At 68.4% G+C, this 22,596-nt stretch carries 22 protein-coding genes; 6 read left to right on the top strand and 16 right to left on the bottom strand.

Going from position 1 to position 22,596, the window contains the following annotated elements:
- Window positions 1–60: 60 nt before the first annotated feature.
- Window positions 61–780, top strand: coding sequence for a tRNA (guanosine(46)-N7)-methyltransferase TrmB (trmB, locus tag HMPREF9336_RS01600; RefSeq protein WP_007471990.1), 720 nt, complete (start codon window positions 61–63; stop codon window positions 778–780).
- Between the two features lie 13 nt (window positions 781–793).
- Window positions 794–3,955: an MMPL family transporter gene (locus HMPREF9336_RS01595; RefSeq protein WP_007471991.1), complete on the top strand. Its 3,162-nt coding sequence runs from the start codon at window positions 794–796 to the stop codon at window positions 3,953–3,955.
- A 45-nt stretch (window positions 3,956–4,000) separates the two neighbouring features.
- Here the strand turns inward: HMPREF9336_RS01595 and HMPREF9336_RS01590 are convergent, their stop codons facing one another.
- On the bottom strand, window positions 4,001–5,371 hold the full coding sequence (locus tag HMPREF9336_RS01590; RefSeq protein ID WP_007471992.1) for a nitrate/nitrite transporter: 1,371 nt from the start codon (window positions 5,369–5,371) through the stop codon (window positions 4,001–4,003).
- 150 nt (window positions 5,372–5,521) lie between these two features.
- Complete coding sequence (locus tag HMPREF9336_RS01585; RefSeq protein WP_007471993.1) at window positions 5,522–6,799, bottom strand: MFS transporter; 1,278 nt, start codon at window positions 6,797–6,799, stop codon at window positions 5,522–5,524.
- Window positions 6,800–6,890: 91 nt separating this feature from the next.
- On the opposite strand from HMPREF9336_RS01585, the gene HMPREF9336_RS01580 reads away from it, so the two are divergent.
- Window positions 6,891–7,577 carry a FadR/GntR family transcriptional regulator gene (locus HMPREF9336_RS01580; RefSeq protein ID WP_007471994.1) on the top strand — a complete coding sequence of 229 codons (687 nt, stop codon included), beginning with the start codon at window positions 6,891–6,893 and terminating at the stop codon, window positions 7,575–7,577.
- Between the two features lie 25 nt (window positions 7,578–7,602).
- Here the strand turns inward: HMPREF9336_RS01580 and HMPREF9336_RS01575 are convergent, their stop codons facing one another.
- From HMPREF9336_RS01575 to HMPREF9336_RS01565, 3 genes are all read right to left on the bottom strand, one after another.
- Window positions 7,603–8,475 carry a TIGR02569 family protein gene (locus HMPREF9336_RS01575; protein WP_007471995.1) on the bottom strand — a complete coding sequence of 291 codons (873 nt, stop codon included), beginning with the start codon at window positions 8,473–8,475 and terminating at the stop codon, window positions 7,603–7,605.
- Window positions 8,476–8,730: 255 nt separating this feature from the next.
- Window positions 8,731–9,870: a molybdopterin-synthase adenylyltransferase MoeB gene (gene moeB, locus HMPREF9336_RS01570; RefSeq protein ID WP_021029915.1), complete on the bottom strand. Its 1,140-nt coding sequence runs from the start codon at window positions 9,868–9,870 to the stop codon at window positions 8,731–8,733.
- A 74-nt stretch (window positions 9,871–9,944) separates the two neighbouring features.
- Window positions 9,945–11,108 (bottom strand): DUF3152 domain-containing protein, encoded by a 1,164-nt coding sequence (locus HMPREF9336_RS01565; protein ID WP_007471999.1) that lies wholly within the window; start codon window positions 11,106–11,108, stop codon window positions 9,945–9,947.
- Between the two features lie 91 nt (window positions 11,109–11,199).
- Here HMPREF9336_RS01565 and HMPREF9336_RS18765 point away from each other — a divergent pair, with 91 nt between their 5' ends.
- Both HMPREF9336_RS18765 and sepH read left to right on the top strand, forming a co-directional pair.
- On the top strand, window positions 11,200–11,595 hold the full coding sequence (locus HMPREF9336_RS18765) for a hypothetical protein (protein WP_021029914.1): 396 nt from the start codon (window positions 11,200–11,202) through the stop codon (window positions 11,593–11,595).
- A gap of 119 nt (window positions 11,596–11,714) precedes the next feature.
- Window positions 11,715–12,479 (top strand): septation protein SepH, encoded by a 765-nt coding sequence (gene sepH / locus HMPREF9336_RS01555; protein WP_007472003.1) that lies wholly within the window; start codon window positions 11,715–11,717, stop codon window positions 12,477–12,479.
- Window positions 12,480–12,513: 34 nt separating this feature from the next.
- On the opposite strand, the gene HMPREF9336_RS01550 is transcribed toward sepH, so the two are convergent.
- From HMPREF9336_RS01550 to HMPREF9336_RS01505, 10 genes are all read right to left on the bottom strand, one after another.
- Window positions 12,514–12,870 carry a DUF2537 domain-containing protein gene (locus HMPREF9336_RS01550; RefSeq protein ID WP_007472006.1) on the bottom strand — a complete coding sequence of 119 codons (357 nt, stop codon included), beginning with the start codon at window positions 12,868–12,870 and terminating at the stop codon, window positions 12,514–12,516.
- 33 nt (window positions 12,871–12,903) lie between these two features.
- On the bottom strand, window positions 12,904–13,623 hold the full coding sequence (locus HMPREF9336_RS01545; RefSeq protein ID WP_021029912.1) for a hypothetical protein: 720 nt from the start codon (window positions 13,621–13,623) through the stop codon (window positions 12,904–12,906).
- A gap of 35 nt (window positions 13,624–13,658) precedes the next feature.
- Window positions 13,659–15,626 (bottom strand): hypothetical protein, encoded by a 1,968-nt coding sequence (locus HMPREF9336_RS01540; protein WP_040584540.1) that lies wholly within the window; start codon window positions 15,624–15,626, stop codon window positions 13,659–13,661.
- A 504-nt stretch (window positions 15,627–16,130) separates the two neighbouring features.
- Window positions 16,131–16,685, bottom strand: a complete 555-nt coding sequence (locus tag HMPREF9336_RS01535; RefSeq protein WP_040584538.1) for a hypothetical protein — start codon at window positions 16,683–16,685, stop codon at window positions 16,131–16,133.
- Entirely contained in the window at window positions 16,682–17,197 is a 516-nt protein-coding gene (locus HMPREF9336_RS01530; protein WP_156920262.1) for a hypothetical protein, read from the bottom strand. Before HMPREF9336_RS01530 ends, HMPREF9336_RS01535 begins: the two co-directional genes overlap by 4 nt.
- An 87-nt stretch (window positions 17,198–17,284) precedes the next feature.
- Window positions 17,285–17,815: a hypothetical protein gene (locus HMPREF9336_RS01525; protein WP_021029910.1), complete on the bottom strand. Its 531-nt coding sequence runs from the start codon at window positions 17,813–17,815 to the stop codon at window positions 17,285–17,287.
- Window positions 17,812–18,303: a hypothetical protein gene (locus tag HMPREF9336_RS01520; protein ID WP_007472014.1), complete on the bottom strand. Its 492-nt coding sequence runs from the start codon at window positions 18,301–18,303 to the stop codon at window positions 17,812–17,814. Before HMPREF9336_RS01520 ends, HMPREF9336_RS01525 begins: the two co-directional genes overlap by 4 nt.
- 116 nt (window positions 18,304–18,419) lie before the next feature.
- On the bottom strand, window positions 18,420–19,529 hold the full coding sequence (locus HMPREF9336_RS01515) for a hypothetical protein (protein ID WP_007472016.1): 1,110 nt from the start codon (window positions 19,527–19,529) through the stop codon (window positions 18,420–18,422).
- 21 nt (window positions 19,530–19,550) lie between these two features.
- Complete coding sequence (locus HMPREF9336_RS01510) at window positions 19,551–19,886, bottom strand: type VII secretion target (protein WP_007472017.1); 336 nt, start codon at window positions 19,884–19,886, stop codon at window positions 19,551–19,553.
- A gap of 89 nt (window positions 19,887–19,975) precedes the next feature.
- Window positions 19,976–21,424: an NCS2 family permease gene (locus tag HMPREF9336_RS01505; protein WP_007472019.1), complete on the bottom strand. Its 1,449-nt coding sequence runs from the start codon at window positions 21,422–21,424 to the stop codon at window positions 19,976–19,978.
- 33 nt (window positions 21,425–21,457) lie between these two features.
- Between HMPREF9336_RS01505 and HMPREF9336_RS01500 the strand changes: the two genes are divergently transcribed.
- The gene (locus tag HMPREF9336_RS01500) at window positions 21,458–21,715 is read left to right on the top strand and encodes a DUF2530 domain-containing protein (RefSeq protein ID WP_007472021.1); all 258 of its coding nucleotides are present in this window, start codon (window positions 21,458–21,460) and stop codon (window positions 21,713–21,715) included.
- A 284-nt stretch (window positions 21,716–21,999) separates the two neighbouring features.
- Here the strand turns inward: HMPREF9336_RS01500 and HMPREF9336_RS17315 are convergent, their stop codons facing one another.
- Window positions 22,000–22,590: a phosphatase PAP2 family protein gene (locus HMPREF9336_RS17315; protein WP_021029909.1), complete on the bottom strand. Its 591-nt coding sequence runs from the start codon at window positions 22,588–22,590 to the stop codon at window positions 22,000–22,002.
- Window positions 22,591–22,596 lie beyond the last annotated feature (6 nt).

Below are 22,596 nucleotides of genomic sequence, written 5' to 3'. Positions count from 1 at the left end.
CAAAGATCAAGGCGCGCCACGGCGCACGACCCTTCCCGGATCCGGCACACTAGTAGGTCTATGACCGCGCAAACCCCCCGCCGCCCCGTTGCCGTCACCGTCGGCCGCCGAGGCACGCTTTCCCCCGCGCTGCAAGAGGTGTGGGACCGGTCGTGGCCTCGATTGGGGCATCGGATCGTCGAAGGCGATCCGGAAGGTTTCCTCCCCGACCTCGCCGAGTGGTTCGGCCGCGAAGCGCCGCTGGTCCTCGACATCGGTTTCGGCAACGGAGCCGCGACGGTCTCCCTGGCCGAGCAGCTGCCCGACCACAACATCGTCGGGGTCGAGCGCTATAAGCCAGGACTCGCCCAGCTGCTCCAGTTCCTGGAGGAGCGGGACGTGCCGAACGTCCGGCTGCTGCGCGCCGACGCGACAGGGGTGCTCGACCGGATCGCCCCTGGCTCGGTGGCCATGGTCCGGGTGCTTTTCCCGGACCCATGGCCGAAAACACGGCACCACAAACGCCGTCTGGTCAACCTTTGGACCGTCTCGCAGATCGCCGAACGCCTCTGTGTCGGCGGTGTCCTGCACGTTGCGACCGATGACGCGAACTATGCTGAGGCAATAGCTGGCAGTCTGGCCGACGAGCCGCGCCTTGCGGCTTTGCCAGCGGAGCGTTCCGTGCCGAGCCGTCCGACCACGGCATTCGAGGCGCGAGCGCAGCGGGCTGGCCGCGCGGTGACCGAGTTCGTCGTCTGCCGGCGAACCACGGGCTCCGCACCAGAGCCCGGAAACGATTGAGGAGCACACAGACTTGTTCGGAGCCATCGGAGCTTTTGTCCACCGGGCGCGATACCCGGTCATCGCCGTGATGGCCGCGATCTTCGTCGCGCTGGGGATTTACGGGATCGACCTCGGCGACCACCTCACCCAAGGTGGCTGGTACGACGACAGCAGCGAGTCTGCTCGCGCCTCGCGCCTCGCGGACGAGAAGTTCGGCAAAGACACCAAGTCCGACGTCATCCTCCTCATCAGCACCACGGAAAAAGGCGAGACCGTGGAGAGCCCGGCCATCGCCGACGCGGTGTTCCACCAGCTCGCGAAGATCAAACAGGACCACGCCGACAAGACCGTCGACATCATCAGCCTCTGGGGCGGATGGAACCACGCGGCCCCGCAGACCTGGCCGCAGGCCACGCCGGACGGCCACGCCCCCGCCGCCATCCCCGCGATCAAATCCCGGCTGGAGAGCCCGGACGGCGAGCACACGTTCGTCAGCATCGGCATCGCGGGCAAGGACGACACCGAGCGCGTCGCCAACTACCGCGCGGTGAGCAAGGAGTTCAATTTCTCCGTCCCCGGCGCGAAGGTCGAGGTGACGGGCCTGCTCGCGGTCACCGACTCGATCAACGAGACGATGGGCAAAGACGTCTTCCGGATGGAGATCATCGCCGTCCCGCTCACGGCGCTGATCATGTTCTTCGTCTTCGGCGGCGTGGTGTCCGCCGCCCTGCCCGCGATCGTCGGCGGCCTCGCCATCCTCGGCGGCTACGGCCTGATGAAGATCCTCGCCGAGTTCACCGACGTGAGCGCGTTCGCGCAGCCGGTGGTGAGCCTGGTGGGCCTCGGCATCGCCGTGGACTACGGCCTCTTCATGGTGAGCCGCTTCCGAGAAGAGCTCTCCGAGGGCTATCCCACCGGCGTCGCGGTGCGCAGGACGGTGCAGTCCTCCGGCCGCACCGTGGCGTACTCGGCCCTCTTGGTGGTCGTCTCCATCGCCTGCGTGCTGCTCTTCCCGCAGGGCTTCCTGCGGTCGGTCGCCTACGCATGCGGCATCTCGATCACGTTCGCGGCCTTCATCTCCCTGACCGTCCTCCCCGCGATGCTGTCCGTCCTCGGGCCGAGGGTGGACGCGCTGAGCCTGGACACGATCCTGCGCTTCCTGCGCCTGAACTTCATCGCCGACCTGCCGCTCATGCGCTACTTCAAGCGCACCCGCAGCCGGGAACAGGTGATGGACAGCTTCTGGGGCAAGCTCTCCGCCTGGGTGATGAACCACCCGGTCAAACTGATCGTCCCGGTGATCGCGTTCCTCGTCCTGCTCATCCTGCCCGCGCTCAACATCCAGTTCGCCGGGATCAGCGAGAAGTACCTGCCGCCGGACAACGCGACCCGCCTGGGCTTGGACCACTTCGAGCAGTACTTCCCGAAGGAGCGCACCGAGCAGCTGAAGATCATGGTGATCGGCGGCGACCAGCAGCAGCTCTACGACATCGCGAGCAAGGCGAACGAGATCCCCGGCTTCACCGGGCACTTCGCTTTCCCCGACGCCGCGCATCCGGACCCGTCCCATCGGACCGACGGCGTGGCCGTCGCGGAGAACGGGCTCATCGACCGGGGGACCGCCGCGGAGGCGGTGAAACGGCTGCGGGAGATCCAGACCCCGTCTGGCCCGACCGTCTGGGTCTTCGGCACCCCGGCGCTCGAACAGGACAGCATCGACGCCGTCTTCGCGGGCATGCCGCTGATGGGCCTCCTGCTCGTCGTCATCACCACGATCATGATGTTCCTCGCCTTCGGCTCCGTCGTGCTGCCGATCAAGGCCGTGATCCTGTCGGTGCTCTCGCTCGGCAGCACCCTCGGCGTGCTCACCTGGATCTTCCAGGACGGCCACGGCTCGGGCTTGCTGAACTTCACGCCGTATCCGCTGATGGCCGTGGTGCTCGCCCTGCTCGTCGCCCTCGTGTACGGGGTGTCCTCGGACTACGAGGTCTTCCTCCTCGCCAGGACGGTCGAGGCACGAGGCCGGGGCCTGTCCACCGAAGACGCGACCTGCGAAGGCGCCGCGAGCGGCGGCCGGGTCATCACGGCGGCGGCGCTCGTCCTGCTCGTGGTGGCCTCGGCGTTCGGATTCTCGGACCTCGTCATGATGAAGTATCTCGCCTTCGGCCTCATCGCGGCGCTGCTCATCGACGTCACCGCAGTCCGGATGATCCTCGTTCCGGCCACGATGAAGCTGCTCGGGGACGAGAACTGGTGGGCTCCGCACTGGATGAAGCGGCTCCAGGAGCGCCTCGGCCTCGGCGAGATCGAGTTGCCGGACGAGCGGCACCTCATCGCCGAAGCCGCCGCCTCCGCCTCGGCGACAGCCCCTGGCGTCGTGCACACCCAGCGCCCGCAGGGCTGGGGGGAGCAAGCCGGGCCGCAGCAGTCGGCCCCCGGCCCGCTCCCCGAGCCGGATCCGTTCGCGAAATTCGGGGACTCCGCCCCGACGCAGCCGATCTACGTCATCGACGACGAAGGCCCGATCGACCAGCAGGAGTACTGGCTGACGCACGACGTGCCGCCCGCCCCGCCGCGAACGCCGCAGGCCCCGCAGCAGCCGGCTCCCGCGCAGCCCGCCGCCGCCTGGGGCCAGCAGCAGGATCCTTTCCCGTCGCCATGGACCACGCCCGCGCAGGAAGCCCCGGCTCCCGCATGGGGCGCGCAGCCGCCGGAACCCGTTCCCTCCGCGTGGGGCGCGACGCCGGGCGACGCTCCTCAGTCCGCGTGGGGCTCCGCCACGCCAGGCGACCCTTCCCCGGCCGCCTGGGACGCCGCACCAGGCGATTACACCTCCCAGCGGGAAGCCAAAGAGAAAGCCCAGGCGTACCGCGCGGCCGCAGAAGAATCGCTGCGGACAGGAGGCGCCCCCGCCCCTCAGCGGGAGACCAGCCAAACCTCGCAGGCGTACCGCGCGGCGGCGGAGGAGTCGCTGCGCGCGCCCGCCCCGAGCGAGACGCAGCCCGCGTCTCCCGCGCAGAGCGAACCGGCGCGCCAAGCCGAACCGCAGCGCGAGCCGCAAGAGCGCGAGCCCCAGCCGCAGAGGCCGGACGAGGAAGACTCCGGCTTCATCTCCGCCGGTCGTCACCATCCGGGCACGCCGGGCACGCTGACCCCGTGGGATTTGCTTCGCAAAGCCCGGGGGAACGAGTAGCCCGATCCGTGCGGCGATCCCCTGCTGATCCTGGGGAACCCAGGATCAGAGGCCGGAGCGGACGTAGCGCATATAGGTGAGCGCAGCGAACACAAGATAGACCGAAGCGAACACCTCGAAGGCCATGGTCGCCGAGTGCGCGGCGGAACCGTACGAGGCCCGGAGCAAAAGGTTGATGCCGAAGCCGCCGAGCGCGCCGATAGCACCTGCGATCCCCATCAGGGAACTCGACATGGCTCGGGACCATTCCGTCTGCTCGTCGGCGGAAAGCCCGTCGGCCTCGGCGGCTTTGCGGGCGAAAACGACTGGGATGAGCTTGTAGACCGAGCCATTGCCCACGCCGGAGAGGACGAACAGCAGGATGAACCCGGCGAAGAAGAGCGTCCAGCTGCCCTGCGCCCCCATACTGCTCTGCGCGATCACCAATCCTGCCGCGCCGAGCATCGCGACGAACACGCCGACCGTGATCTTCCCGCCGCCGATCCGGTCCGCCAACAGGCCGCCGACCGGACGCGAGAGAGATCCGAGGAGCGGGCCGAGGAAGGTCAGCTCTGCGGCGTGCAGCGCGGCGTGCGCGGCGGTTTCGCCCGATCCGGTGAATTTCAGGTTGAGCACCTGGCCGAACGCGAAGCTGTACCCGATGAACGAGCCGAACGTGCCGATGTACAGGAGGGAGATGAGCCACGCGTCCAAGTGCCGCATCGAGGCGGTGAGGTCCCGGAAGCTCGCGCGCTGGCGCGGCAGGTTGTCCATCCAGATCGCGCACCCCGCCACAGCCCCCGCGATGAGCACCAGGTAGACCGCGCACACGATCGAAGCCTGCTTGTTGCCCCAGACCGAGATGACCAGGAGCCCGACGAGCTGGATCGCCGCGACCCCGATGTTCCCGCCGCCCGCGTTCAGCCCGAGCGCCCAGCCCTTGAGCCTGCGCGGGTAAAAGGCGTTGATATTGGCCATGGAGGAGGCGAAGTTCCCGCCGCCGAGACCCGCGAGCCCCGCGACGAGCAGGATCACCCCGAAGCTCGGCTTGGCCGTCATCGCCCACAAGGCGGCAAGGGCCGGGATGAACAACAGCAGCGCCGAGACCACGGTCCAGTTCCTGCCCCCGAACCTCGCGGGCGCGAGGGTGTATGGAACGCGCAGGACGCTGCCCACCAGCGTCGGCACCGCCACCAACATGAATTTCTGCGCCGGGTTGATGTGGAACTCCGGGCCCATGAACAGGACCATCACCGACCAGATCGACCAAATCGAGAAGCCGATGTGCTCGGCGACGACCGACCACAGCAGATTGCGCGCGGCGATCTGTTTGCCCGCCGCCTCCCACAGGGCCGAGTCCTCCGGATCCCAATCGCGAAGGACTTCTACTCGGCTCGCGGACTGCGCCGAGCCCGCCTCGAGCGCTACGGTGGTCATCTCGGACTCCTCTGTGCGTGTGGCCGTGGGAACGCCATCACGCTAAAAGCCCGATGTTGCGCCGCCAGTCTCACGGAGTCAACGAACCGTCAAAGGAACCTCACAGCGCCCAGGCGGCAGAAATGAGACGGATGACGGGCAGGCGCGGCCTCAGCCCCGCAGGCGCGCGGCGATCTCGTCCTCGACGTAACCGCCCCGGCAGACGAACCATCCGCCGGCCATCCCGACCACCGTCATCACGGCGAGGAAGCCAAACGAAGCGGCCCATCCCCCGGTCAGGGCGTAGAGCACACCGAAGAGGAACGGCCCGGTGATCGCCACGATATAGCCCAAGCCCTGCGCGAAGCCGGAGAGCGCCGCCGCGTGCTCGCTTGAGCGGGTGAGCATGCCGATCAAGGTGAGGTTCATCGCGAACGTGATCGGCCCGAGGCCCACGAAGACCGTCCACAGCACCGTGCCGGACGTGGGGTACCACAACAGCCCGGCGAACCCGACGAGATGGCAGAGCCCCCCGACGAGCACGAAGACGAATGGATTGGGCACTCGGGCCAGCAGCGGGACGACGACCAGCGGCCCGGCGATCCCGATCACGGAGTAGAAGGCGAGCATCAGCGCGCCCTGCTCGGCGGGGACGCCGACAGCGGCGAGCCGCTTGGGCAGCCAAGTCATCACGGCGTAGGAGTTCAGACTCGTCACGCCGAAGAGCACCGCCATGCCCCACGCAAGTTTCGAGCCGGTGAGCGCCCGGAACGGCACTCGGGAGGCCGCCTCCGAGCCGACGCGCTCGGGCGCGCCCCGGCTGCGGACGACCACGATCGCGAGCAACGGAAGGACCAGGAGCGGCACGACGGCCCACGAGGCGAGGGAAAAGCGCCAACCGTGCTGCTGCTGCAATTGCACCGCGATGACCGGCGGCATCACCGCCCCGAGCTGCACCGCGAGCGTGTACCAGGTGCTCACTTTCGTGATCCGGTCGGGGAAGTAGCGCTTGACCAGCGGCGGCGTGACGACGTTGCCGATCCCCATCCCCGCAAGGGCGAGCCCGTACCAGCACAGCTCGTCCCAGGCTCCGACCGCGAACCCGCGCCCGAGCAAGCCGAGGAATGTGACCGCCGTGCCGATCAGCGCGAGGCGCTCCACGCCGACTCGGTGCACGAAAAGCGGCGTGACGAAGCCCGCGAGGCCGAACATGGCCACCGGGGCCATCCCGAACACGCCCATCATCGTGGTGGAGAATCCGAGCTCGTTCTGCAGCCCGCCCAGAAGCGGCGTCAGCGAGGTGACCGCCATCCGCAAAGTGAGCGCGGAGGAGACGATCGCGAGAAAGACGATCGCCCGTCCGCGAACTGCGCGGACACGAGCGGGATCATGGTTTATTGTGATTTCAGACTCGCGGCCTTGTTGTTGCCGAGCGCCGCGAGTCACCATGATGGACAATCATAGGATGATCTGCTGATGAACTCGAACGAGTTTCATCCGGATCCCCGCTCCGGCGACCGGAAGAACTGAGGAGAGTCGAGTGCGAACTGTGGCCCGATCTGGTCTCATCGACCAAATCATCACCCTGCTCAGTGATGAAATTCATAGCGGCCGCTGGCAAGTCGGCGAGAAAATCCCCAACGAGACCGAGCTGACCGAACTCACCGGGGCCTCGCGCAACACCGTGCGCGAAGCGGTGCAGGCACTGGTGCACGCAGGGATGCTCGAACGCAGACAAGGCTCCGGCACGTACGTCATCAGCGCGTCCGAGTTCGACGGGGCCTTGGACCGGTGCTTCTCCCGCGCCGAACTCTACGACATCCTCGAACTCCGTCTGGCTTTGGAGACGACCGCGGCCCGGCTCGCCGCCCGCAGACGCACCGCCGAGGACGTCGAACAGCTCCGCTTCCTCCTCGCCGAGCAAGAGAAACACATCGACTCGCCGGACCACGAAGTCGCCGCCTACGCGGTCGTCGCATTGCGACGGGGCATTGTCGCCGCAGGCCACAACGCCGTGTACCTCCAGGTGTACGACTCGCTGGTGCCGACGCTCATCGCCCAGAGCAAGCAGTGGTTCGACGCGGGGAAGACCCTGCCGCTCGGTGCGCGCTATCAAGCGCTGGTGGAAACCGTGATCGCGGGGCAGGACGAGGCCGCGTTCCAGATCATGAGCGACATCCTGACCGCCCTGCTGGACTACGAGCAGGCGCAGATCACCACGCACTGAACGCTCGGAGCAGGCCCAGCCCGCGTTACAAGAAGGCGCGGACGATGTCCACCGCCCGGCCCAGCCGCTTGCCCGTCGCCTCGGTCGCGAGCGGGTGCAGCAGATGCACTGCCAGCCGGAACAAGAGCGCGCGCAGCATGAGCTGCGGGAACGAGGGCAGGTGCGCCCATCGGCCCGGCAACGCCGGATCCGCGTCGCCCCACACGAGCGCGTCGACCACGACAAGCGCGGTCCCCCAGACCGCAGGCCGCCAGTACGGGACGAGGTCGGTGACGCCCGGATCCGCCGAGCCGTGGAAGACAACGGTCGCCAGCAAGTCGCCGTGCACCACTTGGTTCGGCAGGTTCACCGGCTCGCGCAACGGGGTCAGCGCCCGGAACATGGCCAAGACCTGGTCTTGGTGCTCGACGAGCTCCGAACCGCCCGGCCAGTTCGCCGCCCCGGCGAGGTAGCGGGAAGGGTCGGGCTCCCACGCCGCGCGGTCCGCGACGAGGTACACGTCCGACTCGATGAGCGGCACCGCCACCGGTCCGACGAGGAAGCGCGGGCGGGCCAAGCCCGCCAACGCGGGCTGCAGCCGGATCGAAGCCGCGACAAGCTCGTCGTACCTCGGCTGCGCGCTGCCTTCGACGTGCATGTCCGCGCGCCAGCCGGAGATGACGTACCGCCCGTCGCTCGAACGCACCGGTCGCGCCACCCGGAACCCGGCGGGCGCGAGGGTTTCGCGGACTCTGGCGGACCACCCAGCGCGCGCGGGGTCGCCCGCCGCGGAGAGCACCACGTCGCCGTATCGGAACGTGGTGGAGCCGAGCGGGGCGACGGCGGCGGACTCCAGGCCGAACGCCGAGACCACATGGGAGGGCGGCGAGACGGTGTCGAGCTCGAAGGCCGTGCTCATCCGACCACCTCGACTGTGCGACTCCTGTGCATCATTCGCCACCTTCCGGAACGGACGTCTTTACTCGATCACGCGCTTCGACGACGCAGTCTCGACGACGCTGTCTTCAGAGTGCGCCCCGATTCGCTTCCGACATACGGGGCAGTCGTCGCGCTGAATCGACCGTACTCCCGGCGTCCGCCCGCTGGAAGAAGACACGAATTGTGTTAGCAAACTGTCATCACACCGTCAGCGCCGCGCCGCAGACCGCCCCTCTCAGCCCGATTGCGCGGCCTCCCAGGCGGCGAGGCCGCCCTTCAGCTCGCCGACGTCGTCCACGCCGGAAGCTTTGAGCAGCCGCGCCGCGTGGGCCGAGCGGGGTCCGAGCGCGCAGTAGACCACGACCATGCGGCCGGCGGGGATCTCGCCCGCCTTGGCCGCCGCCTCGATCCGCCCGAGCGGGATGTGCTTCGCCCCCGCGATGTGGCCGCGCGCCCATTCCGAGTCCTCGCGGACGTCCACGAGCGTGGGCGGGCGTTCGCCGGAGAGCAGCTCCGCCAGCTCCCCCGGCCGCAACGAACGCGGCGGCGCTGGCCGGGGCGGCAGCGCCGCGACGGGTTCCACCAGGGCGACCGGGGCCCGGTCCGGGTCTCGGCGCACCGCGACCGTCCGAGTGCGGCCGGTGAGCGCGTCGTAGAGCAGCAGCGTGCCGAGCAGCGGCTCGCCGACTCCGGTGATCAGCTTGACGGCCTCCGCCGCCATGAGCGAGCCGACCACGCCGCAGACCACGCCGAGCACGCCCCCTTCGGCGCAGTTCGGCACGGAGCCCTCTGCGGGCGGCTCGGGGTAGAGATCCCGGTAGTCGATCCCCCTGCCGTCCGGAGCCGCCGCCCAGAACACCGACACTTGGCCCGCGAACCGGTGGATCGAGCCCCACACGTACGGCTTGCCTGTCCGCGCGGCGGCGTCGTTCGCAACGTACCGGGTGGCGAAATTGTCCGAACCGTCGATCACCAGGTCGTATTTCCGGAAAAGGTCCGCCGCGTTCTCCGAGGTCAGCTGCTCCCGGATCTGCTCGACGCGCGTCTGCGGGCCGAGGTCCGCGATCCGGTCGGCGGCGCTCTGCGTCTTCAGCCTGCCGACGTCCCCCTGGCCGTGCAAGATCTGGCGCCCGAGGTTCGAAAGCTCGACCTCGTCGAAATCCACCACTGCGATCGTCCCGACCCCGGCCGCCGCCAAATACAGCAGGACGGGCGAGCCGAGCCCGCCCGCGCCGATGACGAGCGCCCTCGCGTTCTTCAACCGGAGCTGGCCGTCCTCGCCGAGCTCTGGGAGGATGGTCTGCCGCGAATACCGCTCCCGCTCGGCGGGCGTGAGCTCGGCGGCAGGCGGGACCAACGGCGGGAGCGACGGCATCCTCTCAGGATAGTCGCGCCGACGCGTTCTTCCTCATCCCCGGTTCTTCCTCACCCCCGCGCGGCCCCTGCGGCTTACGGGTAGGGCCAGGCATTCGGCTTGCACACTTTCCCGTCCGGCGGCACGACGCCAGCGGGGTCCAGGTCGGCGATGTCGTTGTTCGCCACCCCGAACGACTGCTGCATCATGATCGGGGCCAGCGAGCCGTCCGTATAGCAGGGCTGGTGGTTCGGATGGCCGATGGCGTGCCCCACCTCGTGGTTCACCATGTACTTGCGGTATTCGATCCGATCCCCGCTAAAGGCGATAGCGCCCCGGACCCAGCGCGCGAAATTCAGCACAACGCGCCGGTCTTCCGGCTTGTAGCAGGAGGTCTCCAGCTGGATGTCGTAGCCGCACTCCTGCCGGGTGGTCTCCGGGGACGTGAGCGAGATACGGAAGAAACCGATCGGGCCGACGCCGCTGTGATACTTGTCGACCGCGTCCGCGGCGGACTCCGCCGCGCTGATCTCCTCGGGCGAGGAGACCCGCTGGAACGCGTAGGTGTCCCCCTCGCTGCCCGGGATCTGATCCGTCCCCCCGATCCAGCTGTGCGGATCGCGCAGCGTGCTGTCCACCCCGGAGGAGAAACCGTCCACCCCCATCAGCGGGCCCAGGTCAAGGCCGTTCTCCACCTCGACGGTGTAGCGGAAGAACTTTTTCGCGTCGCCGGGGCCGTACCGGTCGCCGGGGCCGGACACGACTCCCCACGTCCCCTGCCCCGCCTGGGTGAACGCGATGCCTTCCGGCAAAGCCCCGCTCTTCTTCGTCCGGTCCGAGAGCGTATTGCCGATCGGGATGCCGATGCCCTTGCTCTTCTCGCCGAAGGCGTGCCCGTCGTGCCGCCGTGCCGTCGACGCGGTCTCAGCGGCGCTCGTGTTGTGATGGCGGAACCCGTCCACCGCCAGCAGCGAGGTGATCACCGCGAGCACCGGGATCATGTACACCCGCCACCCGTAGAGCCGCATCACCCTGCCGAACCAGCCCTGCTTGCGCCGGGCCTGGCGCGCCCGCCCCGTTCCCCGGTCCACCCTGGTCTCCAGGCCCGCCGGATCCATCCGGGCCCGCAGCGGAGCCTTCACAAGTGGCTTGCGCGGCGGCGGAGCCGACTGGTCGTAAGGAGCAGGCTCCGTCCCCCACCCACTGATCGGCGAGGGCCGGTACTCCGGAGAACCGGTCCAGGTCATACGCTCCAGCATCTCACACTTTTTCCCTCGGTAGTACTATGGAGACCGCGTGGTCCGAGTTTGCGCGAGCCGCGTTCTGGCCCGCTGCGAACAGGAGAACCGCTTGTCCGGTTGTGAAGCCGAAAGCAGTCCGGGCGGCCCGTTGCGCGCGACGGCGAACGCCGGGGAGGGCGGACCCGCGCGCGAACTGGACACTTTACCCGAACCATCTGAACTTTCCGAGGTCTTCGAAGCAGAAATAGTCGAAGCCGGGACGGCGGGCCCCGAGCCGGATCCTACGGCGAACCCGCACGTCGCAGACGGTTACACCCCGGACGGCTTCCCCACCCTCGACTACGTCCGCCAGCGGATCGCCGCGAGCCTCGGCGCAGAAGAGGCATTCGCCCGACCGGACCCCGCCGCCGACGAAGCGGCCCAGCAGGAAGCGCTGCGCCAAGCCGCCGCGGCCCGGCTCGCCGGCCTGCGCGACGACCTCGCGCGGGACGAGCAAGCGCCTTAGACCGCGAATCCCGCCCCTCCGCGTGTCTGCGGAGTATCCGATCACCGAAGCGTTACTCTGTCGAGATGAGTCCGTGAGGCGGATTCATCGACAAGCCGAACGACACCTGAGGAGGCGATATGCGCGCGTTGCGGGTGGTCGGCCTCGAACCAGGCGGGGAGAACGTGCTGCTCGAGGACGCCCACGACGGGGAGCAGTTCTCGGTGCCGGCGGACGCGACTTTGCGCGCGGCCGCGAACGGGGACCGCCCCAAGCTCGGACAGCTCCACATGCAGGCAGAGGGCATGCTCTCGCCCCGCGACATCCAAGCCAGGATCCGCGCCGGAGCCACCGTGGAGCAGGTCGCCGCGAACTCGGACGTCGCGGTCGAGCGGGTCCGCCGCTTCGCGGGGCCGGTGCTGTTGGAGCGCTCCCGCGTCGCCGGGCTCGCCGCCTCCGCCTACCCGTCCCGCTCGGACCACACGCAAAGCCTCGGCCAGCTCGTCGCCGCCCGGCTCGTCAGCCTCGGCCACGACCCGGAGGCCGCGCATTGGGACGCGTGGCGGCGCGACGGCGTGTGGGTGGTGCAGCTGCGCTGGAAAGTCGGGCGCTCGCACAACGCCGCGCATTGGCAGTTCTTCCCCGGACCGCACGGCGGGACCGTGACCGCGCTCGACGACCACGCGGCCGAGATCCTCGAACCGGAGAAGGCTCCCGCGTTGCGCGCGGTCGCCCCGCACAAGGCCGAGCAGCCGCAGGCCTCGCCCGAAGCGCCCGCCCAGCCTGAGGCCCCGGCGCTCGAGCACCCGCCCGCCGACAACCATCCCGCAGGCAAGAAGGGCCGAGGCAAGCCCGCGCTGCCGTCGTGGGACGAAGTGCTGCTCGGCGTCCGTTCCGGCAGCTGAAGCCGAGGCCTCGCAGGCCGCCGTCCGAGGCCGCTCAGAACGAGTCGAGGATCTCCAGCACGATCACGAGCGTCCAGCCGACGAACGCGCCCGCCCAACTGCCCCACACCAGCCAGCGCAGCACCGGCGTCCGCCGCCAGACCTGCATCGCGGGCATCACGCCCGCGACCACGCCGACGTTCACGACCAGCGCGAGGACGATGCCCAAGGGGAACATGACTTGCAGGTCCAAGAGCCCGCGCGTCACCGCGAGGACCACCACCGCCGTGACCGCCGCCGAGTACAGCGCGAGCGCGAAACCGACTCGGATCATGTCCGGGGCGATGGGCTCGTCCTCGAACTCCTCCTGAGCCTGAGGCTCCTGTTCCTGCAGTTCCTGTTCTTCGACCATAACGGCGCCCATCTTACGGGCCGGAGCCCCCCGTCACAGGCACGAGCGCGCGTTGCGCACCAGCAGCGTGTGCTCGCGCCAGGACTGGACGTAGTCCGCGATCGCTCCGCCGCCAAGCGCCCGCATCTGCGCCGCAGCGCGCTCGTGCCGCCGCTCCATCAACGCGACGCAGCTCGCGCTCAGCCGCAGCGCCGCAGCGCTATGCGCCTGGATGTCCTCCCAGCTCAGCCGTCTTTCGCAGCCCAACGCCGCGAGCCGCTGCTCCCAGTACAGCTCCGTCTCCTCATACGCGAGGGTGAGCGCACCCACCACGCGCAATCGCAGGTAGCGGCTGTCCGTCGGCTCCTTGAGATCGTCGTGGAACACCGCGTCCAACACGCGCAGGCTCTCCGCCTCACACCAGACCCGCCCCCCGCTGTAGTCGTACGGCGGCAATGTCGACGGCTCCGGGCTGGCCGCACCGCCCGTCCCCTCCCGGCTTCGCAGCCACAGCGGCGCGCGGGCTGCTCGCCGCGCCGCGTACCGCTCCCAAAAGTCGCGCGCGTGGGGCACCACGTTCTCGCGCCAGGTCATCGCCCAGTCGTGCATCTCCCAGTACGTAGGAGAGCCGAACTCGTACGTGCCGAGGTTCTTCGCGCGCCAATCGGTCAGGCAGTTCCTCTCGCGCTCGGCCTTCTCCTCAGGCGTGGGATCCGGGCCGCCCGATCCGAAGCCGCCCCGCCTCGGAGCCTCGGGCCGCACAGCCTCCGCCATGCTCCAAGCCTCTCGGTCCGCCGACGCGCTCGGGGCTAGGTGGTGGAGCGGCGCACGTCCGGCATCGTGGCCGCGCCGTAGGGGTCGTACGCCTTCGCCCACGCCTCGAAGCGGTCGAGCTGGTCGAGGGCTTCGACCGCGATGCTGCTCGTGTTGAGCTTGTGCACGAGGTAGCCCAGGTCGTGGAGCCACGCCTGCGGGTGCTGCGGGGGGTTGCCCTCCGCGCCCCACGCCTTCGTGCCGACCACCCGCGCGGCCTGCCACGCGAGGACCACCTGCCACGCGACGTCGAAGGTGGACTCCGCGCGGCTGTGCCGGATATGCGTCTGCTCCGGGCTCAACGCGGCCTCCAACTGCCAGCGCTCCTGCTCAGGCACCCCGGCGACGTCGCCGATCAGCCACGCCCGCGCCGAGCGCAAGGTCATCGGCGCGTACGCCTTCGCGTCCCGGTCGAACGCCTGCCACAACGTGTCCACCTCGGGCCTGGGCACCCCGCCGGGGGCCACCTTCGCGAGCGAGTCCGCCACCGCCGCGACGAACGCGCCCCAGCCGACCGCCCCGGCGGACCACTGCGACGGAGCGGAGCGCAACGCCGCCTCGATCCACACCGTACCCAGCCAGCTCAGCGCGTTGGCCCGCCATTGCGGCGCGCCCCAGCCCTGCTCGCCGTTCTCCGGGATCGCGTTCACGAGCCGGTCCAGCCGGTTGTAGAGGCTCCGGTTCGCCGACGCGAGCGGATGCGCCCACGCCGTCTCGCCCAGCTTCATCGTCTGGAAGCCGGGCACGGAAGCCGTCGCCGTCGGCAGGTCCAGCACGACCGTCTCCGCGAGGTGCTCGTCCTCGGACAGCGCCACGTTCGCGTTCAGCCGCGAAGCCTGGGCGCGGACGTCCAGCCCCAGCTTCTCCGTCGTGACCACCGCGTAGACCTGGTCGAGCCTCTTCAGCCGCTGCATGCCCTCCGCGAACCGGACCGCGGCCAGCGCCGCGGACTCGGACCGCCCGAACAGCGTCAGCGCCTCCGCCCGGTCACCCTCCCACGACTCCAGAGCGGGCCTGACCTCGGTCGGCACGCCGTCCTGGGCGAGCGGGGCGAGCTGCGGGCCCTGGTTGGACGTGAAGTACCAGACCGGCCCCAGCTCCACGTGCCGGGCGAACACGAACGCGTACTCCGGGGACAGCGCGCCGTCCATCAAGCCCCAGCCGGGCGCGCCGTCGGCGGGTGGCGCCACCAGCAGCCGCGCGACGCGCGAGAGCATCGAGCCGTCGTCGTCCCCGCGCATGCGCCTGCCCTTGAGCAGCATCCGCACCGCCTCGTCCCACCACGCCGCGACCGACTGCGCGCCGGTCAAAAACCCGCGCCGGCGGTCGCGGTCCTGCCACGGGAACACCTGCGCCTGCGTCGGCACCGGGTACGGGTTCGCGCCCTGCACCTGCGTGTTCGCGTACGAGCCGGTCACCGGGTCCACGCCCCTGGCGACCTGCTGGTAGCCCGGCTGCACAGGCGGAGCCGGGGGCGTCGTCTGCGACGAGATCGCCTGGTAGCCGGTCGACGCGGGCTGCTGGTGCAGCGGGAGCGCGCCCTCGCGGATGCCAGGCGACATCGGAGCCGTCGCGGCGGACGGCGCCGCGACCGACTGCTGCGCCGTCTGCACAGGCTGGGCGGCAGGAGCCTGCTGCGCGGGGGCGGACGGCGGTGGCGCGTTGTGCGTCTGCGCCACCGGGGTCGCCTGCTGCTGCGGGGCCTGGCTCAGCCCGGATCCTTGCTGCGGGGCGACCGAAGCTTGCTTCGCGGCCTCCGCGCCTTGGATCGCGTTGAGGTTCGCAGGCTGCTGCCCGAGCGCGTTCGCAGCAGGCCCGCCCACATTGCTCATCAGCGAGTTCGCGCCAGCCGGGCCGCCGGTCGGACCCGAGGACCGGAACCCAGCGGACGAAGGAGCGGGAGCCGACGGCGCGGATGGAACGTTGAAAGACGGAGCCGACGAGAACTGCCCGAAGTTGGCCATTTCTTGCCGATAGCCCCCTGTCGGGGACTCTTGCCTCAGGGTCGCTTGCTCTGCAACGCCCTGCGTTGTCGTCGGGGCGAACTCATAGGTCGAAGCTGTGACGTAGTTGCTGTCTTGGGCGGGCTTCGCCGCCGCGGGGGCGACGGGCGAAGGAGCGCCGCCTGCCTCTTGATCATGCGCCGGAGCAACGCCCTTACCATGCCCTTTGGAAGAGGCTTCAGCAGCGTCTGCCTCTCGATCCTTCGCTGGTTTTACGCCCTGGCCATGGCCGCCAATCCCCTTAGTCGGATTCAACGCCCAGTTCGCGTTCCGTCCCTCAGCATCAGCGCTGATCGCGGTAACTGTTCCCCCTCCACCCGCCTGAGATTTGGCAGGAGTTATGCCTCCACCGTGACCTGACATCGCCGCTCCTTAGTCTCGATCCCAGCCCCTAAGCTGCAATTGCATACGCAATACTGGCGACTTCTCAGCATCCAAAGTCGTACGGGCCGATCCTATCAGAAGCTAAGAAATACCGCATAGCTTGTCAATAGCATCAGCACTTGAAGCGTAGTTGCCAAGGGTCTCTGATTTGATATCTCGCACAGCCGAATGCTTGGCGTACAGATCGCTCAGTCTCCGCATGGAGGCGACCAATGCTTTTGCCTTCTCGCTCAGATCGGCGGGCAACGATGAGGTGATCTGCCCCTGCAATGTGTCCGCCGCGTAGCCAAAAATAATGCCTGCGTCATTCGCCATATCTGCGAACCAATGGTCTGGGTCATCCCAGTTTGTATTCGGGTGCTGCTCATCCCCTGCGGACGCAGCTCCAAATCTCGTTGTCGTGTCCTCGGCCTTCTTAATCTCCTGCGAGTAAACATCACAGAAGGTCTTCTTCGCCTCGTTCGGATCGACCGGAGACACCGAGGAGGTCGTCACCGGCACCACCGCGCCCGTCGAGGCATCCCGAACCGGAGTCATCGCCTCAGGTTTGTCGAAATGAGTACACCCGGACACTGCGAGGGCCACCGCGAACGCGCCGAACACTGCTGGTCTGAAAGTCCGCATCGCCGTCCTCACTTGCAGATCTTGATCAGTTGATTGGAGATATCGTCGTACGGCTTCGCGTTCCCGTCGATCTCGTCTCCACCCGCGTGCTTGCCGTACAGGGTCACCCGCTCACGCGTGATCTGCACGAACTGCTTGAACTTGTCCGCGAGGTCAGGGGCGAGCTGCGGCTTGATCGCGTTGTCCTCGACATCCTTAGCGACATAGGCAAGGATCACCGCAGCGTTGTCCGCCGCGTCGCTCATCGGCTTGTTCCACTGCCCATGCGGACGCTTCGGATCCTGCACCGCATGCCCGAACGCATCATTCGCGGTCTGCGCCTTCGCAATCGCCTTGTTGAACACCGCGCAGGAGGCGGTTTTCACTGCGGCCGCATCCAGAGTCGCAGGCGCTTGGCTGGAACTCGGCGCAGCGTTGTTGCTGGTCGAAGCGCCTGGTGTCCCGCCCCTGTTGCAGCCAGCGAGCCCGAAGCTCGCAGTAAGAGCCACGACGGCACCGACGAGAAGCGGGGATCGCACGATCATGCCCCGAGTGTACCGATCCACTCCACGACCCTCAACACTAGGAGACTCTGGCACAGCACCTCCTGCACAGCGCTCTATACGGGTAGTTCAGCTAGGGTCACACAGCTTGTCAATATCATTTGCCGACGGCGCATACCCATTCTTCATCTCCTCTCGGAGCGTTGCTACCGCTTCGTGCTGTTGGTACAGCTCGCTGAGCTTGCGCATTGAAGCTATCAATGCCTTCGCCTTAGCTCCTAAATCAGCGGTTAATGAAGACGTGACCTGCGCCTGCAACGTGTCCGCCGCATAGCCGAAGATAATGCTCGCGTCATCAGCCGAGTCCCTGAACCAATGATCTGGGTCGTCCCAGTTCGTTTGCGGATGCTGCTCATCTCCACGTGACGCAGCGGCAAACCGAGCCGTCGTGTCTTCCGCCTTCTGGATCTCCTGCGAGTACACATCGCAGAACGTCTTCTTCGCGGCAGCCGAGTCGGCAGACGATACTGAGGAGGTGATCGCCGGAGCTGTCGAAGCAGCTTGCGTTGGGGTCGCCGTCCCGGACTTGTCGGAATGCGCGCACCCTGCGGCTGCGACGGCCACCGCGAACGCGCCGAACAGCGCTGCTCTGGTCGTCACACGTACTGCTCCACCACGCCGTTCCAGGCTTGGCGCGCTTCTTGCAGGACCCCGACCGTGTTGGAGGAGAGCAGCGCGTCCAGGCTGGCCGGGTTCTTGCAGCCGTAGAACTGTGCCCGCTGCCAGTAGGTCACGACGATCTCGAAGAACCGCGCCTTCATGTCGTGCGCTTTGTCCGCGACCCGGTCGAATTTGGCGGCGCGCTCCTCGGCGGCGGCTTTGATCTGCCCGGCTTGCTCAGCGTGCTCGGCGAACCCGTTGTAGGCGCCCTGGTGGAACGCGCCTGCGGCGGTACGGTCGACCTTCGCCTTCGCGGCGGCCAGACCGGACTGGACCTCGGCAAGCTCGGGGACGACCCGCGAGCGGATCGCGGAGGCGAGTTCGCGGAGCTGGTCCTCGTCGAAGGGGGAGAAGTACTGCCGCTCGTCGATCAGCGCGGCAGCCTCGCGCAACTGGCTCGGCAGGCCGTCGAGCGTCAACGTCGCCATTGAATCTCCTCCGCAGCTCACGCGCCCCACGCGGACGCACCTGCGGCAATCCTCCCCCATCCCGATCAGGCTGTCAACCCGTGGATTTCAAAACCTCGGGTTACTGCGTGACCGGCTCAGCGGGGGACGAACAGCCTGCCAGAGGCGCGGGCCTCCTGGTACGCCTCGCGCGCCTGTTTCGCCCATTCTTGGTCCGGGTGGCCGGTCAGCCATTCCTCGGCGGTGGGGGGCTTGGGCGGGCCGTCGTTGTCCTGCGCGGGCGGCCAGGCCTGGGAGAACTGCTCTGCGTGCTTGTCGAACGCGCGGCCCGATTCGGTGACCCCGCCCGCGCCGTATTCGCTGCGGAACGCTTCCACCCTCGTCCGCGCGACGTCGATGACCGCGAGCTGGGCGCTGACCAGGTCGCCGCTGCTCGCCTGCCCCTGGCCGGAGCAGGCCGCGATGTAGCCGGTCAGAAGGTCAACGCCGACCCAGAGCAGGTCGGAGAACTCGCCGTCCGAGGCGTACCCGCACTGCACGGTGAGCCACCAGGGCTTGCGCTGGCTCTTGCGCAAGTCCACGAACGCCGCGTACCGGTCAGCCGGATCCGGCTCGGCCTGGACGATCAGGTCGATGGCCGCCTCGAATTGTTTGATTTCCGTCAGGTTCGCTTTGCTGGCAGTCGGGTCCAGCAGGTGTATTTCCTCAAGGGCCGGGGGGAACCGCACGGCCAGCTCCGCGAGGGTTGCGGGCGGGGCGGGCTCGCCCGATGCCTTGCCCCGCGCCTCGTAGTCCGCCAGCGCGCGGGCGTCTTTCACCTCTTGCAGGCGTTGCGCGAGGTCCTTGTCGAACTGCGGCCCGACGAGCCGGTCGCGCAGCGCCTGGGCCGCCATGAGCCAGCCGGTGTTCCACGCCCATCCGGCGGCCAGCGGGGCGTGCTCGGGACCGCCCTGGCTGAGCCCGACGGGCTCGCCGGTGGACACTGCGGAAGCTAAGGTCAGCTCCCCCACGGTGGCCCAGGCGACCGCCCGCTCGAAGTCTTCCGCCAACGCGGCGGAGGAGCCGCGATGCTTGGCGACGCGCTGGTAGAGGGGGAGGAACGAGGGCCGCAGCCGTTTGAGCCAGTCCTCGGACAGGTCGATCTCGGGGAACGGGACCGCTTCGCTGTTGCTCGGCGGGGGCGTGTACTGGACGTTTCCGGCGGAAATCTTCGCACGACCGAAGCACGGATTGCGCAGCACTGCCATACCGGCGACCCTACCAGCCGATTAGCGGATCTTCTGGTCCACCATGTCCAAGCTCTCGGCGGCTTCGCCGTCGATGCCCTGCTGCGCGGACTGCGCGGCGCGGATCTGGCCTTGGAACTCGTCCAGCGACGCGACGAGGCTGTTCAAGTCGCCGATCTGGTTGCCCATCGCGGACTCGACCACGCGGCGGATGTCCGAGCCGATCGGGTCGCTGGTGTAGTTGAGCGAGCCCGTCAGATTCGCCAGCGACTCCGCCGCCGTGTACGCGCGGTGCGCGGCCTGGTCGGCCTCGGCGACGCGGGCGTTCACCTCGTCGGCGACATGCCCGGAGTCCGCGTTCTCAATGTCGATCGCCATCCTCGTCCCGCTTTCGTCCGCCGCCCTCGATTCCCGGTGGAATCCTTGCTGGCGCTCACGCTACCGCATCCCCCGGACCTGCACAAGAGCTAGCGCAGCAGCCCCTGGATCGGGCCTGCGGCGAAGTTCACCAGGAATGCGACGGCCACCACGGCGAGCAGCGGATGCACCTCGCGCGCCTTCCCCGTCCCGACCCGGATGAGCACCCAGGCGATGCAGCCGACGCCGATCCCGTCCGCGATGGAGTAGGTGAACGGCATGGTCACGATGGTCAAGAACGCGGGCAGGGCGATCTCGAATTTGGCGAAGTCGATCTCGCGGACGTGGCCGATCATCATCGCCCCGACGACGACCAGCGCGGGCGTGGCGGCCTCGACGGGCACGACCTTGTAGAGCGGGGTGAGGAACATGGCCAGGAGGAAGAGCGCTCCAGTGACGAGGTTGGCCAGTCCGGTCCGCGCGCCTTCCCCGACCCCGGTCGCGGACTCCGCGAACACGGTGTTGGAGGAGGCCGAGCCCATGCCGCCCGCGACGGCCCCGAACCCTTCGACGGTGAGGGCGCGGCCGAGGTTCGGCAGCGTGCCGTCGGGGTTCATCAGCCCCGCCTGCTTGCCGAGCCCCGCCATGGTGCCCATCGCGTCGAAGAAGTTCGCGAGCAGCAGGGTGAACACCAGCAGCGAAGCCGCGAGGACGCTCATGCGGTGGAACGCCCCGAGCACGCTGAACTGGCCGAGCAGGGAGAGGTCTGGGACGGAGAACAGCGCCTTGGGCGGGACGGGGACGGTCAGGCCCCAGCCTTTCGGGCCGGGTCCGAGCTTGGCCACCGCCTGCACGACGAGGGAGACGGCCGTCATCGCCACGATGCCGATCAGGATGCCGCCGCGCACCTTGCGCGCCACCAGCACCGCCATCAGCCCCAGCCCGATGGCGAACACCAGGGTGGGCAGGCTCGCGATGGACCCGCCGATGCCAAGGCCCAACGGGACGCTCGTCTCCGCCGAGTCGGGGATGCGGCGGACGAAACCGGCGTCGACCAGCCCGATGAGCGTGATGAAGCAGCCGATGCCCGCCGCAATCGCGGCGCGCAGCTCTGGCGGGATCGCGTGGAACACCGCCACGCGCAGGCCGGTGGCTCCGAGGACCACGATGAGCAGGCCTTCGACGACCACCAGGCCCATCGCCTCGGGCCAGCTGACTTTGAGGACCACGCTGGTGGCGAGGAGCGCGTTGATGCCGAGCCCGGCGGCGAACGCGAACGGGTAGTTCGCGACGAATCCGAAGACCACGCACATCGCCCCTGCGACGAACGCGGTGACCGCCGCGACCTGGTCGATGGGCAAGACGTGCCCCAAGGCGTCCGGTTTGTCGCCGAGGATGAGCGGGTTGAGCACCACGATATAGCTCATCGCGACGAAGGTGACCGCGCCGCCGCGCAGCTCTGCCCCGAGGCTGGACCCGCGCGCGGTGACGGCGAAGAAACGGTCGATCGCGGCGGCCCACGTCTTTTCCCTGCCGCCGACGGACGAGGTCACGCTCATGCGCCGACCTTATCGGCAGAGTACGGTTGACGCATGGCGAACGAGAATACCCAGCGCGCGAAGCCTGTGGCGCTCGCCGCCAAGTGGCGCGACCCCATACCGGTCGTCGTGGTGGTCAGCGCGCTCTGGCTCGTCGGGCTTGCGGTGTCGCTGATCAGCGGCCATTGGGCGGGCTGGGGCCAAGCATGCCTCGCCGGGCTCGTGGTGGGCGCGCTCGGTTTCGCGCTGTTCCTGAGCCAGCGCCGCGCCGCCAGGCGCGGGGACCGCACCGCGCAGCGAGGTCTGTCGTAGCCTCGAATCCGGTGAGGACATTCGTGCTCAGGATCTGATTTTGAGAATCTTTCATCCTTATATCGCCTTGCCGTTGTGACACAAGACGCTTCGCGTGGAATCCGTGCACGAGCGAGACACGGGGGCCGCTGCACAAGGATCGATCTGGACGCGGCACGTATGCAGAGCCAGGACAAAACTCAACTCCCCTGCTCGCTCGCGGTCCCCCGCACCGGGCCAAAACCCACGGCCACCAAAACTCAGAAGCCGCCCGTCCAGACTGGACCCAGTCCTGTGCGTGCCGGTCAGCTCTGCGGGACCGACGGCGCTTGTTCCTCCTGTTTCTGTTTCTCCTGTTTCGGGAACAACCCCCGCATCACCCATCCGGTCCCGAGCGCGATCAATGTGCCCAAAGTCCAACCGGCGAGCACGTCAGTCAACCAGTGCACTCCGAGATACAGCCGGGAAATTCCGATGAACAAGGAGAACAGCACGCCCGCGCCGATGACCGGCCACACCCAAGCCCGCGCGACGCGGCGAACAGCTAGCACGATCAACGCTGTGGCGAGGGCGGCGGACAACGTCGCGTGCCCGGAGGGGAAGGAATAGCCTGGGCCGTTGACCAGCCACCCGTTGTCTGGCGGGCGGTGGCGCTTGGCCAGCGTCTTCACGGAGAACAGGACAAGGCAGCTGAGCGTGATGGTCATCGTGAGATACGCCGCGGGTCCGGACGCGCGGGCCCGCCACAGCAGCAGGCTCGCGATCACCATCGTCACCAGCACCACGGTGGTGGTGCTGCCGAGCAGAGTGATCGCCTTCTCGAACGGGTTGAGCCAGGCCAGACGGTGGCCGACGAACCAATCGTGCGTCTGCTGGTCGATGGCGGGGGCGGTCATCGAGCC

The sequence above is a fragment of the Segniliparus rugosus ATCC BAA-974 genome (assembly GCF_000185725.2).
GTDB classification, from domain to species: Bacteria; Actinomycetota; Actinomycetes; order Mycobacteriales; family Mycobacteriaceae; genus Segniliparus; species Segniliparus rugosus.
The sequence above is the reverse complement of the archived record's forward strand: the minus strand, read 5'-3'. Positions and strand labels throughout refer to the sequence as shown.

Coding starts and splice junctions, on each gene's coding strand:
- trmB (WP_007471990.1), top strand. CDS start 61: ATGACCGCGCAAACCCCCCGCCGCCCCGTTGCCGTCACCGTCGGCCGC.
- HMPREF9336_RS01590 (WP_007471992.1), bottom strand. CDS start 5,371: ATGACCACCGTAGCGCTCGAGGCGGGCTCGGCGCAGTCCGCGAGCCGA.
- HMPREF9336_RS01585 (WP_007471993.1), bottom strand. CDS start 6,799: ATGGTGACTCGCGGCGCTCGGCAACAACAAGGCCGCGAGTCTGAAATC.
- HMPREF9336_RS01575 (WP_007471995.1), bottom strand. CDS start 8,475: ATGAGCACGGCCTTCGAGCTCGACACCGTCTCGCCGCCCTCCCATGTG.
- moeB (WP_021029915.1), bottom strand. CDS start 9,870: ATGCCGTCGCTCCCGCCGTTGGTCCCGCCTGCCGCCGAGCTCACGCCC.
- HMPREF9336_RS01565 (WP_007471999.1), bottom strand. CDS start 11,108: ATGCTGGAGCGTATGACCTGGACCGGTTCTCCGGAGTACCGGCCCTCG.
- sepH (WP_007472003.1), top strand. CDS start 11,715: ATGCGCGCGTTGCGGGTGGTCGGCCTCGAACCAGGCGGGGAGAACGTG.
- HMPREF9336_RS01550 (WP_007472006.1), bottom strand. CDS start 12,870: ATGGTCGAAGAACAGGAACTGCAGGAACAGGAGCCTCAGGCTCAGGAG.
- HMPREF9336_RS01545 (WP_021029912.1), bottom strand. CDS start 13,623: ATGGCGGAGGCTGTGCGGCCCGAGGCTCCGAGGCGGGGCGGCTTCGGA.
- HMPREF9336_RS01540 (WP_040584540.1), bottom strand. CDS start 15,626: ATGGCCAACTTCGGGCAGTTCTCGTCGGCTCCGTCTTTCAACGTTCCA.
- HMPREF9336_RS01530 (WP_156920262.1), bottom strand. CDS start 17,197: ATGATCGTGCGATCCCCGCTTCTCGTCGGTGCCGTCGTGGCTCTTACT.
- HMPREF9336_RS01520 (WP_007472014.1), bottom strand. CDS start 18,303: ATGGCGACGTTGACGCTCGACGGCCTGCCGAGCCAGTTGCGCGAGGCT.
- HMPREF9336_RS01515 (WP_007472016.1), bottom strand. CDS start 19,529: ATGGCAGTGCTGCGCAATCCGTGCTTCGGTCGTGCGAAGATTTCCGCC.
- HMPREF9336_RS01510 (WP_007472017.1), bottom strand. CDS start 19,886: ATGGCGATCGACATTGAGAACGCGGACTCCGGGCATGTCGCCGACGAG.
- HMPREF9336_RS01505 (WP_007472019.1), bottom strand. CDS start 21,424: ATGAGCGTGACCTCGTCCGTCGGCGGCAGGGAAAAGACGTGGGCCGCC.
- HMPREF9336_RS01500 (WP_007472021.1), top strand. CDS start 21,458: ATGGCGAACGAGAATACCCAGCGCGCGAAGCCTGTGGCGCTCGCCGCC.
- HMPREF9336_RS17315 (WP_021029909.1), bottom strand. CDS start 22,590: ATGACCGCCCCCGCCATCGACCAGCAGACGCACGATTGGTTCGTCGGC.